Annotated in this window: 13 protein-coding genes; 4 read left to right on the top strand and 9 right to left on the bottom strand. The window is 71.6% G+C overall.

The window, feature by feature from the left end; translation table 11 throughout:
- Nucleotides 1-42 precede the first annotated feature (42 nt).
- Nucleotides 43-624, top strand: coding sequence for a TetR/AcrR family transcriptional regulator (locus ACFULQ_RS00300; protein ID WP_383536033.1), 582 nt, complete (start codon nucleotides 43-45; stop codon nucleotides 622-624).
- A 91-nt stretch (nucleotides 625-715) separates the two neighbouring features.
- Here the strand turns inward: ACFULQ_RS00300 and ACFULQ_RS00295 are convergent, their stop codons facing one another.
- The 6 genes from ACFULQ_RS00295 to ACFULQ_RS00270 all read right to left on the bottom strand — a co-directional run bounded on the left by ACFULQ_RS00295 (nucleotide 716) and on the right by ACFULQ_RS00270 (nucleotide 6,365).
- A complete protein-coding gene (locus tag ACFULQ_RS00295) occupies nucleotides 716-2,044 on the bottom strand; it encodes an MFS transporter (protein WP_383536031.1) in 1,329 nt (442 codons plus the stop codon).
- A 142-nt stretch (nucleotides 2,045-2,186) separates the two neighbouring features.
- Nucleotides 2,187-3,137 carry a VOC family protein gene (locus tag ACFULQ_RS00290; protein ID WP_383536029.1) on the bottom strand — a complete coding sequence of 317 codons (951 nt, stop codon included), beginning with the start codon at nucleotides 3,135-3,137 and terminating at the stop codon, nucleotides 2,187-2,189.
- Nucleotides 3,137-4,219, bottom strand: coding sequence for a 4-oxalomesaconate tautomerase (locus ACFULQ_RS00285; protein WP_383536027.1), 1,083 nt, complete (start codon nucleotides 4,217-4,219; stop codon nucleotides 3,137-3,139). The genes ACFULQ_RS00290 and ACFULQ_RS00285 overlap by 1 nt, the downstream gene beginning before the upstream one ends.
- Entirely contained in the window at nucleotides 4,216-4,920 is a 705-nt protein-coding gene (locus tag ACFULQ_RS00280; RefSeq protein ID WP_383536025.1) for a 4-carboxy-4-hydroxy-2-oxoadipate aldolase/oxaloacetate decarboxylase, read from the bottom strand. The genes ACFULQ_RS00285 and ACFULQ_RS00280 overlap by 4 nt, the downstream gene beginning before the upstream one ends.
- Nucleotides 4,917-5,666 (bottom strand): PIG-L deacetylase family protein, encoded by a 750-nt coding sequence (locus ACFULQ_RS00275; RefSeq protein ID WP_383536023.1) that lies wholly within the window; start codon nucleotides 5,664-5,666, stop codon nucleotides 4,917-4,919. The genes ACFULQ_RS00280 and ACFULQ_RS00275 overlap by 4 nt, the downstream gene beginning before the upstream one ends.
- 48 nt (nucleotides 5,667-5,714) lie before the next feature.
- Nucleotides 5,715-6,365: a GntR family transcriptional regulator gene (locus ACFULQ_RS00270; protein WP_383536021.1), complete on the bottom strand. Its 651-nt coding sequence runs from the start codon at nucleotides 6,363-6,365 to the stop codon at nucleotides 5,715-5,717.
- A 179-nt stretch (nucleotides 6,366-6,544) separates the two neighbouring features.
- On the opposite strand from ACFULQ_RS00270, the gene ACFULQ_RS00265 reads away from it, so the two are divergent.
- Together ACFULQ_RS00265 and ACFULQ_RS00260 are read left to right on the top strand one after the other, a co-directional pair.
- Nucleotides 6,545-7,576, top strand: coding sequence for a zinc-binding dehydrogenase (locus ACFULQ_RS00265; RefSeq protein ID WP_383536019.1), 1,032 nt, complete (start codon nucleotides 6,545-6,547; stop codon nucleotides 7,574-7,576).
- An 80-nt stretch (nucleotides 7,577-7,656) separates the two neighbouring features.
- The gene (locus ACFULQ_RS00260; RefSeq protein ID WP_383536017.1) at nucleotides 7,657-9,135 is read left to right on the top strand and encodes an MFS transporter; all 1,479 of its coding nucleotides are present in this window, start codon (nucleotides 7,657-7,659) and stop codon (nucleotides 9,133-9,135) included.
- A 79-nt stretch (nucleotides 9,136-9,214) separates the two neighbouring features.
- On the opposite strand, the gene ACFULQ_RS00255 is transcribed toward ACFULQ_RS00260, so the two are convergent.
- Together ACFULQ_RS00255 and ACFULQ_RS00250 are read right to left on the bottom strand one after the other, a co-directional pair.
- Complete coding sequence (locus tag ACFULQ_RS00255) at nucleotides 9,215-9,697, bottom strand: hypothetical protein (RefSeq protein ID WP_383536015.1); 483 nt, start codon at nucleotides 9,695-9,697, stop codon at nucleotides 9,215-9,217.
- 63 nt (nucleotides 9,698-9,760) lie between these two features.
- The gene (locus ACFULQ_RS00250; RefSeq protein ID WP_383536312.1) at nucleotides 9,761-10,273 is read right to left on the bottom strand and encodes a hypothetical protein; all 513 of its coding nucleotides are present in this window, start codon (nucleotides 10,271-10,273) and stop codon (nucleotides 9,761-9,763) included.
- Nucleotides 10,274-10,397: 124 nt separating this feature from the next.
- Here ACFULQ_RS00250 and ACFULQ_RS00245 point away from each other — a divergent pair, with 124 nt between their 5' ends.
- Nucleotides 10,398-10,742 carry a cupin domain-containing protein gene (locus tag ACFULQ_RS00245; protein ID WP_383536013.1) on the top strand — a complete coding sequence of 115 codons (345 nt, stop codon included), beginning with the start codon at nucleotides 10,398-10,400 and terminating at the stop codon, nucleotides 10,740-10,742.
- Between the two features lie 18 nt (nucleotides 10,743-10,760).
- Here ACFULQ_RS00245 and ACFULQ_RS00240 read toward each other — a convergent pair whose 3' ends face one another.
- Nucleotides 10,761-11,768: a LacI family DNA-binding transcriptional regulator gene (locus ACFULQ_RS00240; protein WP_383536011.1), complete on the bottom strand. Its 1,008-nt coding sequence runs from the start codon at nucleotides 11,766-11,768 to the stop codon at nucleotides 10,761-10,763.
- Nucleotides 11,769-11,819 lie beyond the last annotated feature (51 nt).

The raw sequence follows: 11,819 nt of genomic DNA, 5'->3' as shown, positions 1-11,819 counted from the left end.
CGTTCCGGAGGTCGACCTCCGTTTCAGCCTCGGGAGGCAGCCGTGACCGCCCCGTCGTCGTTCCCCGTCAGCGAGATCGTCGCGTCCCGCCGGCCGCACCGGAAGGACGCCGCCCGCAACTACGACGCCCTGCTGGCCGCCGCGCGCGAGGCGTTCGCCGAGCACGGTGCGGAGGCGTCCCTGGAGGACATCGCGCGGCGCGCGGGCGTGGGCATCGGCACGCTGTACCGGAACTTCCCCACCCGCCGGCATCTCTTCGAGACCGTTTACGCGGACGAGGTGAACACGCTGGTCGAGGTGGCGCGGGAGCTCGCCGACGAGGAGCCCTGGCCGGCGCTCACCGCCTGGCTCGACCGGTTCGCCGGGTACATGGTGACCAAGCGGGCGGTGCGCGAGGCGCTCAACGACGAGTCGGAGATCTTCGCGGCGTGCCGGGAGTCGATGTACGCGGCGGGCGGGCCGTTGTTCGAGCGGGCACAGGAGGCCGGTGAGGCCCGGCGGGACATGGACTTCGTGGATCTGTTGCGGATGGTCGCGGGCATCACCGCGACGGCCTTCGACGACGACGTCCAGCGCGACCGGGTGCTGGCGATCGCGCTGGACGGGGTACGGATCAGGAAGTGACGGGCGCCTGAGAGCTCGGGGCGACCGGTCGCCGTGCGGGTGCGGGTCGTGGTGGGCCGGTCGCGCAGTTCCCCGCGCCCCCAGGTGGGTGTCAGTGGGCGGCGACCAGTTCGTGCTCGCTACCGCTGCCCGCCGTCTGCCGGGAGCCGCGCAGGGCGGCGATGCCGATGAAGACCATGGACGACAGACCGGCGAGGGCGAAGGCCGTGAAGCCGCGGTCGCCGTGGCCCGAGGCGAGGAGCTGGCCACCGAGCCAGGGGCCGAAGACGGCGCCGAAGCGGCCCATGCCCGAGGTCCAGCCGACCGCGGTGGCCCGGTTGTCGGCGTTCGAGCGGATCGAGACCGTCGCGTAGATCATCGTCTGGGCGCTGTTGAGGAAGACCCCGGTGAGGAAGACGACGACCATCGTGACGGTCGTCGACAGGTGGACGCTGAGCAGGAAGACGCCCGCGGCGGTCAGCGCGAACCAGATCGCGGCGATGCGCGGGGCGCCGAAGCGGTCGGCGGCCCGGCCCGCGACCAGCATGCCCACGATGCCGCCGAGGTTGAAGACGACCACGAAGGACAGGGCGGAGCCCAGCGCGTAACCCTCGGCCCGCATCAGGGTGGGCAGCCAGGTGGCGACGCCGTAGACGAGGAGCAGCCCGCCGAAGGAGGCCGCCCAGTAGAGCAGGGTCTGGATCCACTCCTTGCCGCGGAAGAGGTTCGCGAGGTTGGCCCAGCGGTCACCGGCGCCGCCGGTCCTGGCAGCCGGCACCTCGACGTCGTGGCGCTCGGCGAGTGCCCTGGCCTCCTCGGTGCGGCCCTTGGCGACCAGGAAGCTCAGCGACTCGGGCAGGACCCTGGCCAGCACCGGGGCGAAGAGCAGCGGGAGCACACAGACCCAGAACGCGGCACGCCAGCCGACCGGCTCGACGAGCCACTTGGCGACGTAGGCGGAGAGGATGCCGCCGGCGTGGTGAGCGGTCATCAGCAGGCCGATGACGAGGGCGGCGCGGCCGCGCGGGGCGTAGTCGCAGACCATGCTGATCGCGGTGGGGAGCAGACCGCCGAGGCCGACGCCCGCCAGGGTCCGCCCGAGGCCGAAGACCGTGACGCTCTCCGCGACGGCGCACAGCCCCGAGGCCAGCGAGAACAGGGTCACGCAGGCGACCATCAGCTTCTTGCGCCCGATGCGGTCGGCGATCGTGCCGGCCACGAGCGCGCCGACCAGCATGCCGAAGGTGGCGTAGCTGCCGAGGTCACCGGCCTGGTCCGGGGTGAGGCCGAAGGTCCTGGTCTCCAGCAGGTGGGGCAGCACCGAGCCGTAGATGAACATGTCGAGGCCGTCGAAGAGCACGGCCAGCCAGCACAGACCGACGACCAGCAGGGCCAGTCCGCTGCCGCGGGCGGACAGGGACGGGGAGGGGGAGGAAGACATCGTTGGTTACCTCTCGTACTTGGTGCGCCAGACGCTAAGGAGCCACCCCAGAGAGTGTCAACGCTTTTGTCAACAATCTCATTGACAATCAATCCGCAGCCCATACGGGGTGCGCTACGAGGTGGCTCCGGACGCCTCAGCCTCAGCCGACCGGCGGGGTCCCGTGCGTGTGGAAGGACTCGATGGTCTTCAGCCCCCAGGCCTGCCCCTTCTTCCGCTCCTCCTCGGTCCAGGTGATCAGCGGCCAGTCGGGGGCGAGCACCAGCCGGGTGAGCGGGTTGCACAGTTCGATGCGGTTGCCGCCGGGCTCGTAGACGTAGAGGAAGAAGGTCTGCTGGATGGCGTGCTTGTGCGGACCCGTCTCGATGAACACCCCGGTGTCGATGGCGAGATCGGCCGCGCGCAGCACGTCCTCGCGGGTGTCGGTGGCGAAGGCGATGTGGTGCAGCCTGCCCTGACTGCCGGTCCAGTCCGAGGTGTAGACAACGTCGTACGACTTGTTCGTGTACGTCAGCCAGCGCGCCGCGATCCTCCCGCTGTCCAGCCGGATCTGCTCGGTCGGCCGGGCGCCGAGCACGTTCTGCTGGAACTCGGCGTTGGCGAGCACGTCGGCGGCGAGGAAGTTGACGTGGTCCAACCGCCGTACGCCCACTCCCCTGTTGGGCTTGGCCTGCGGCTGGTTCTTGAGGGCCGGCCGCAGGTCCTCGGGGGCCCGGTAGTACTCGCTCTCCCAGTAGAGGGCGTGTTCGTGGCCGTCCGGGTCGGTGGTGACCCACAGCTTGCCGAGGCCGGGTTCGTCCTCGGCCCACCGTCCGGTGCCGCCCGACTCCTCGATCGCCTTGATACGGCGGTGCAGTGCCTCCTCACTGGAGGTGCGCAGGGCGAGCCGGCCGAGGCCGGGCCGGGCGCGGGCGGTGAGGACCAGGCTGTGATGCTCGTAGTCGTCGAAGGTGCGCAGGTGGACGGTGTCACCGTCCTCGCCGTTCACGGTCAGGCCCAGATAGTCGGTGAAGAAGGCGACGCTCGCGTCCAGGTCCGGGGTGAAGAGCTGGGCGTGACCGATGTGGGCGATGTCGCCGAGCGGCGGAGTCATCAGTGACCTCCTGTGGGTCGGTCGGCGGCCCGGGGGAAGACGGTGCCGTCGAAGATCTTGCGGGCGGTGCGCAGCACGGCGGTGTGCCGGGCGGCGGGCGGACCGTCGGGACCGGCCGTCACCCTGCTCTCGATGTCCAGGAAGCCCGTGGGGTGTTCGATGCGGACACGGTCGCTGCCCGGGTCGACCACCGCGAGGTCCGCGCCCACGGCGCCCTCGATCCGCAGGCCCGCCGCCACGCTCGCCGCGCCCAGGACGCCGATGGAGGTGTGGCAGCGCACCGGGATGAAGGTGCGGGTGGTGACCGCGCCGCCGTTCCTGGGCGGGGCGAGCAGCGTGAGCTTGGGGACGGTGGTGTCGGACACGTCACCGAGGCCCATCAGGCGGCCCGCCGCCAGGCGGAGGGAGTGCAGCCGGTCGGCGAGCGCGAGGTCCTCCTCCAGGTCCCGGGGCGGCTCGTAGCCGGTGACCTTGAGGGAGGCCGCCGCGACGAGGACGGTCGGCATGCCGTTGTCCACGCAGGTCACCTCGACGCCGTCGATGACGTCGACCGGACGGCCGGTGGGCAGCAACTGCCCCGCGCCGGGCGGGAACTCGATCACGACGGGAGCGGCCGTCCCCGGCACACCCGAGATCTCGGCGTCCCCGGTGTAGTCGACTCGGCCGCCGGGGGTGGGGAAGGTCGCGACGGCGTGGTCCCCGGTGTTGACCATGCGGATCCGGACCGAGGTCTCCCGCTCCCCCGCCGGGACCAGCCCGCGCTCGACGGCGAACGGTCCGACCCCGGCGAGGAGGTTCCCGCAGTTCTGACGGTCCCTCACCTCAGGCCGGTCGACGGCGACTTGGAGGAACAGGTAGTCGACATCGGCGTGCGGGTCGGCGGAGGCGGAGATCACGGCGACCTTGCTGGTGAGCGGGTGCGCACCGCCGAGGCCGTCGATCTGGCGCTCGTCCGGGCTGCCCATGATCCGCAGCAACAGGTCGTCGCGCAGGGCGGGTTCGGCGGGCAGGTCGGCGGCGAGGAAGTAGGCGCCCTTGGAGGTGCCGCCGCGCATCAGCAGACAGGGCACCCCGTCGGTCACGGCCGCTCTCCCGCGTACTGCTCGTAGGACTGGTACTCGACGCCGAGGTTCTTCAGCGTCTCGCGCAGTCCGTAGCGGTCCAGGCCGAGTTGGCCGCCGAGGAAGGCGGCGCGGGTGGCGGCCTCCTTGGCCTCCCGGGCCTCGGACCTCCGGGCGGTCTCCCGGGCGCGTTCCCGCGGGACGACCACGACACCGTCGTCGTCGGCGAGGATCACGTCGCCGGGGTGGATCACCTGGCCGTCGATGGCGATCGGCACGTTGACCGAGCCGCCGGTGGCCTTGACCGTGCCCTGCGAGGAGACCGCCCGGGACCAGGCGGCGAAGCCCATGTCGCGCAGTTCCTGGGTGTCGCGGATGCCGGTGTTCATGACGACCCCGCGCACCCCGCGCCGCTGGAGGGCGGTCGCGAACAGCTCTCCGAACAGGCCGTCCGTGCACGGCGAGGTGGTGGTGACGACCAGGATGTCGCCCTCGCCGCACTGCTCGACCGCCGCGTGGATCATGAGGTTGTCGCCGGGCCAGCTGAGCACGGTGACCGCGGTGCCCGCGACCCGCACGCCCTGCTGGACGGGGCGAATCCCCGGGCCCAGCAGGCCGGTTCGCCCCATCGCCTCGCTGACGGTCGCCACGCCGTACCGCGCGAGCGCGTCGACGTCCGCGAGCTGGGCCTTCGGCGGGTTGGTGACGATCACGCCGCTCATGCCAGCTCCTTCGCGATCTGCGGGTAGGGGCGCATGTACGCCTCCGCCATGGTCTTGTGGGCCAGCCCCAGGTTCGGGCCCGCGTTGCGCTTGAGCTGGACGCCCCGGCGGACGGCGAGGTCGGTGTAGTAGTCCCACAGGTGCTGCTGGGCGCCGAGGCACTCCATGGCCTTGCGCTTGGTCTCCCAGACCTCGGTGATGTCGAGGAGCACCTCGGGCTTGAAGCCGCTCATCTCGGGCTGGTGCGGCTCGAAGTAGAAGACCGGCGGGGCGCCGATGATCTCGCCCTCGCCCGGGTAGCCGATGGCCTGCGCGAGGACCCGGGCCTCCAGGGCCATACGGTTGGCGGCCGGGTGGTCGCCGTTGTAGGGGTCCTCGACCGGGTGGGTGAGCACGACGTCGGGCTGGGTGGCCCGGTAGACCTCGACGAGCCGGTCGGTGAGCTCGGCGGTCGCGACCAGCGGGTAGTCGCCGGCGTCGAAGAAGCGGACCTCGGCGCCGAGGCCGGCGGCGGCGCGCTCGGCCTCGTCCCGCCGTATCGCCTTGATCTCCTCCAGTGTCCGGCCCTCGCGCCAGGCCTTGGCGGACTCGCCGCGCTCGCCGAAGGTCAGACAGGCGATGGTGACCTTCTCGCCCCGGGAGGCGGCCAGCGCGATGGCTCCGCCGGCCCGCCACACGAAGTCCCCGGCGTGCGCGGTGATCACCAGTGTCGAACGTGGAGGGGCGGGCGCGCCTGACTGCGTCATTGCTGAAATCTCCTTGAAGTGGACAGGTTCGCGCCCGCCCCGCGCGGCTCAGTCGCGCAGCGCCTCGATCACGCTGGTGAGGTGGGCGCGGACGGCCTGCTCGGCCGCCTGCGGGTCCCTGGACCTGATCGCCTCGATCATCGCCAGATGCTCGTTCAGGGAGTGCTGCGGGCGTCCCGGCCTGAGCGCCAACTGGAAGCGGTGCCGCACCAGTTGGGCGTTCAGCCGCTCCAGCAGGTCCACGGCGGTCCGCTGGCCGGAGAACTCCCGCACCTTGGCGTGCAGTTCCTGGTTGAGCTCGGAGTAGGTCACCGGCTCGCCGTCGGCCACGGCCTTGGTCATCGCCGTGCCCAGTTCGGTCAGCTCGGCGAGCTGCTCGTCACTGGCCAGGGTCGCCGCCTTGGCCGCGCACAGCCCTTCGAGGACCATGCGGCACTCGGTGATGGCGACGGCCTCCTCGACGGTCACCACCCGCACCCGGGAACCCCGGTTGAGGATCCGCTCGACGAGGCCCTGGGCCTCCAGATCGATGAGTGCGGCCCGGATGCTGGCCCGTGTCACACCGAACTGCTCGGCGAGCTCGTTCTCCACCAGCCGCTGTGCCGGTGCCATCTCGCCGTGCAGGATCGCCTGCCGCAGCTGCGCGAGCGCGTGCTGCTTGGCCTGCTCCCCGGTGCTCGGACGGGCTTCCTTCGGCATCGTTGCCCTCCCTGAGTGAGTGCCTGTCGAACGTAAATCTAGCCAGACAAGATTGTCAACAATTTTGTTCACTGCATTGCGGGTATTTGATTGCTTGACTCAAGTAAGTCCATGTGCTTGCCTAAGTCAAGCAAGCCGCATCGGCTCCCTGCGCCCCTCCCTCCGGAAAGCGAGACCCCATGGCCACGATGAAGTCCGTCCGCACCGCGAAGGACAGGGTCGACGTGGTGGACGTCCCACGCCCCATCGCCGGCCCCAAGGACGCCCTCGTGCGCATCCGGGCCTGCGGGATCTGCGGCACCGACACGTTCTTCCTCCACCTGGGCGGCATGCCCGTCGGCGCCGACGGGTCGATGCGGGCCATCCCGCTCGGCCACGAGCCGGCCGGTGAGATCGTCGAGGTGGGCGCCGGGGTGACGGGTCTGGCGGTCGGCGACCGGGTGGTCGTCAACCCGCAGAGCGCGCCGACCGGCATCATCGGCTGCGGCGGTGAACTCGGCGGCATGGACGAGTACTTGCTCATCGAGAACGCCGAGGTCGGCACGAGTGTCGCCGTGCTCCCGGAGGACATGCCCTTCGATGTCGCGGCCCTCAACGAGCCGATGGCGGTCGCCCGGCACGCCGTCAACCGCTCCGCGGCGGGGCCCGCGGACAGGGTGGTGGTGTTCGGGGCCGGCCCCATCGGGCTGGGTGCGGCGATCTGGTTGAAGCTGCGCGGGGTCGAGCACGTGACCGTGGTCGACCTCATCCCCGAGCGGCTGGAGACCGCGCTGGCGGTGGGCGCCGACGCGGTCGTCAATTCCGCCGAGGAGGATCTCACCGCCCGGCTGCGGGAGTTGCACGGCTCGGCCGTCAACGCGCTCGGGCAGCCGCGGGTCGGCACCGACATCTACCTCGACGCCGCGGGCGCCCCCGCGGTGTTCGACTCCGTGATCGCCAACGCCAAGTGGCACGCCAAGCTCGTCATGGTCGCCGTACAGAAGAAGGGGGAGGTGGACCTCGGCGGCATGCTGCGCAGCGAGCTGACGCTCATCGCCTCCCAGGGATATCCGACGGAGATCTTCGAGGTGACGGCGGAACTGGTGGAACACCGGGAGCGGTTCGCGAAGCTGATCAGCCATCGGGTGCCGTTCGGGGAGGTCGGCCGGGCGTTCGAGCTGGCACTGACTCCCGGGGCCGCGGAGAAGGTCGTGGTGACCTTCGGCGCATGACGACGCCATTTCACCTGCGCAAGTCCATCAATCGCGATTCACCCGAGTAAGCCGAGCAACCCCGTACGGAGGCCACTGCCATGTCCGACGCCCTTGCCCGACCCGCCGAAGCGGGGCCGTCCGCCCCTCCGAAGCCGAACGCCGTGGTGGCGGTGCTGGCTCTGGCCGGGATCGTCGTCTCGCTGATGCAGACCCTGGTCATCCCGATCGTGCCCGAGCTGCCGAGGCTCCTGCACGCGGAGGCCTCCGACACCGCCTGGGCGGTCACCGCGACGCTGCTCGCCGCGGCCGTGGCCACTCCGGTCGTCGGACGGCTCGGTGACATGTTCGGCAAGCGCCGGATGCTGCTGCTCAGCATCGTGCTGCTGGTGTCCGGGTCGGTGGTCTGCGGCCTCGCCGACTCCCTCGTCCCGATGATCGTCGGACGTGCCCTCCAGGGGCTGGCCGCCGCGGTCGTGCCGCTCGGCATCAGCATCATGCGGGACGCGCTGCCGGCCGACCGGCTGGCCGGGTCCACCGCGCTGATGAGTGCCTCGCTCGGTGTCGGCGGTGCTCTGGGGCTGCCCGCCGCCGCGTTCATCGCCGACCACTGGAACTGGCACATCCTGTTCTGGGTCTCGGCCGCGCTCGGTGCGGTGGCCTTCGTCCTGGTCCTGCTGGTCGTGCCGGAGTCGGAGGTGCGGACGGGAGGCCGGTTCGACCTCGTCGGCTCGCTGGGGCTGTCCGCCGGGCTGGTCCCGCTGCTGCTGGCCGTCTCCAAGGGCGGGGACTGGGGCTGGACGAGCGGTGCCACGCTCGGTCTCGGCACCGCCGCGGTGGTGATCCTGCTGGCCTGGGGCCGGTGGGAGCTGCGCAGCGCGCAGCCGCTGGTTGATCTGCGGACGACCGCCAAGCCGCAGGTGCTGTTCACCAACCTCGCCTCGGTCGCGCTCGGCTTCTCGATGTTCGCGATGTCCCTGGTGCTGCCGCAGCTGCTCCAGCTGCCGGAGCAGACCGGTTACGGCCTCGGCAGGTCCATGCTGACGGTCGGTCTGGTGCTGGCTCCGCAGGGCCTGGTGATGATGGCCATGTCGGCGGTGTCCGCGGGGGTCACCAAGGCCAAGGGGCCCAAGGTCACGCTGATGATCGGCGCGCTGATCGTGGCGGCGGGGTACGGGCTCAACATCGTCCTGATGTCCGAGGTCTGGCACCTCGTCCTGGTCTCCTGCGTCATCGGCGCGGGCATCGGCTTCACGTACGGCGCGCTGCCCGCCCTGATCATGGGTGCCGTGGACCCGTCCCAGACGGGTGCCGCGAACAGCCTCAACACCCTGATGCGGTCCCTCGGCACGTCCTTCGCCGGCGCGCTCGCCGGCGTGATCCTGGCCCAGATGACCACCGACTTCGGCGGCCACGCGCTGCCCTCGGAGAACGGCTTCAAGGTCGTCATGGCGATCGGCGCGGGCGCGGCCCTGCTGGCCTTCGCGCTCGCCACCCTCATCCCCGGCGGACACCGGCCGGGCCCCCGGACCCCGGCCGCCGAAACGCCGGAGCCGACGGAGGTGACCGCCGAGGCGTGACACCGGCTCCGCCCCCCATGGAGCCACACGCGGCCGTCGTTCCCTGCGGGGCGACGGCCGCTTCAACCCCGTACGGCCGTCAGGGCAGCTCCGGGTCGGCGAGCAGCACGACCCGGCCGACCGTCACATCAAAGCCCAGCACCGGGCGCGACGGATCCGACTCCGGGGTCACCAGCACCGGCTTGCCCAGCCGACGCCCGAGGGCCCGCAGCAACCGGCACAGCGCGTCGACGCCGGTCTGACCCTGCAACTCCCGCAGATCCACGTCGAAGTCGATCGCCCCGGCCTCGTACACCCGAAAGATCACCAGGAAGCCGGGGCTCGGCCACACCCGCAGCTCAGCGCCCAGGCCACCGCCACGGGACAGCAGGTGCCCGGCTCGCGGCAGCCGGAGAGCGACACCGTCCTCGGAGTACGCGTACGCCCACCCCCGCGACCGCACGAGATCGAACACCGCCTGCCAGTCCTCCACCGACGTGCCCGGGACGCGCCCGTCCGGCAGCGCCCCCATCAAATCGGGATCGAAGAAGTTCCTGACGTCGTCCCACAGCAGATCGGGCATCACGCCATGCTGCCCGCGCGACCGGCCGGGACGCAGCCCGATTTCGCCGACGCCGGCCCCCCCCTACTTGATCACCGCGTTCGCCACCACGACCACCGCCCCCAACATCGCGTCCACCACCCCGATCGTCACCGCCGTGAGCCAGGTGCGGTGGGACCAGCGGGCCGTGACCAGGCCCAGGGTGAACAGGAGGGTGATGTTGAGGGTGAAGGCCGCGTACTCGACGCCGTTCGCCGGCCACCAGCCCCAGCCCGCGCCGGCCAGGAGGGCGACCGTCGGCAGGACCGCCGCGACCAGGGGCCACTCCTCGGCCAGCGTGCGCAGGGCGTCCCCGCGGCGGTGCGGGGCGCGCTCGGCGATGTAGTGGGCGTAGCCGTGCGCGAGGGCGGAGGCGAGGGCGGTGACCAGGAGCCACGCGGCGTCGTAGCGACGGCTGTCCCGGGACGTGTGCCCGTACTGGGTGAGCGCGGCGACCATGGAGCAGGCCAGGACCGAGCCGTAGACCCCGCCGAACAGGACCGCCTCACGGGTGTCGTGCCGGCGCGCCGGCATCGCGGCCGCCTCGGTGTCCGCCATGCCCTCCACGATCACCCGGGCCCACGCACCCCGCCAGTCCGCGACGAAGTGTCCTCCCACCTGCGCCGACACTCCACACACTGTCGACGGACCGGCCGCGCGCGATCTCGCTAGGGTCGGCCCCATGGACCACAGCTTCGTACTCCACATCCCCGACGCCGAGCTCGACTCCGAGCCCCTCGCCCGGGAGCAGATCGTCTCCGGGACGCCCGAGGTGACCGGCAAGGTGGTCTGGGAGTCGCCGGACGGACGTCAGATCCGGGGCATCTGGCAGATCACCCCCGGAGTCGTCACCGACACCGAGGCGGACGAGCTGTTCGTCGTCGTCAGCGGCTCGGCGACCATCGAGGTCGAGGGCGGACCGACCTTGCGGGTGGGGCCCGGCGACATGGCCGTGCTGCGCGAGGGCGACCGTACGACGTGGACGGTCCACGAGACGCTGCGCAAGGCGTACGCGATCAACCTCTGATCGGGACCCGGGAGCCCGTCACGTCCCGTCCGGCGGCCCCGCCGTCGTCCCCCGCACCTCCAGCACCGGTACGGCGAGATCCGTACGGCCCTCTCCCCCGCGCCCCTCGAACCGGTCGAGCAGACACCGCGCGGCGCGCCGGCCGACCTCGTGCCCCGCGTTGTCGACCGTGGTGAGCCAGACGTGCCGCAGCCGGGCGATGCTGGTGTTGTCGTAGCCGACCACCGACAGGTCGCGCGGGACGTGCAGGCCGAGTTCCTCGGCGGCCGACACCGCGCCGATCGCGGCGATGTCGTTGACGGCGAAGACGGCCGTCGGCCGGTCCGCGCGGCTCAGCAGCCGGACCGTGGTGCGGTAGCCGCCCTCCTCGGTCATGTCGCTCGGTTCGACGACGGCCGCCCCGGCGAGGCCGTGGGCGCGCATGGTCGCCTCGAAGCTCTCCCGGCGCAGCTCGCCGACCGCCCCGTACCCCGCGATGTGCGCGATGCGCCGGTGCCCGAGGCCGATCAGGTGCTCGGTGACCAGGCGGGCGCCCCGCACGTCGTCGTTGGCGACGACGTCCACCCCCGGCAGCCGGGGCTCGCGGGCACCCGCGACCACCACGGGAAGGCGTTCGGCGACCGCCCCGAGCGCGGTCGCGTCCGGCAGCGTGCCGACCACGACGAGGCCGTCGACCCCGAGGTCCAGGAAGGGCCCGGCCGGGTCCTGTCCGGTACGGCGGTTGAGGCGGGCGTCGGCGAGGAGCATGCGCAGGCCGTTGTCGTGGAGCAGGGAGTTCATGCCGTCGAGCAGCTCGACGAACCAGGGGTTGCGCAGGTCGTGCAGGAGGACACCGACCGTGCGGGTGCGCTGCTCGCTGAGGCTGCGGGCGGCGGCGTTCGGGCGGTAGCCGAGCTCGCGCACGGCCCGCAGCACGGCCTCCCGCTTCTCCGGGCGCACCTGGTCCGAGCCCCGCAGCACGAGCGAGACCAGGGACTTCGACACTCCGGCCCGGTCGGCCACGTCGCGGATCGTCGGCGGTCGCATGGCATGGACCGTTCCATGGGCTCCCACGGCTTGTCAAAGGCTTGACAGCAA

The organism is Streptomyces sp. NPDC057253, assembly GCF_042669125.1.
Lineage (GTDB): Bacteria > Actinomycetota > Actinomycetes > Streptomycetales > Streptomycetaceae > Streptomyces.
This window is presented reverse-complemented; position numbering and strand designations above follow the sequence as displayed.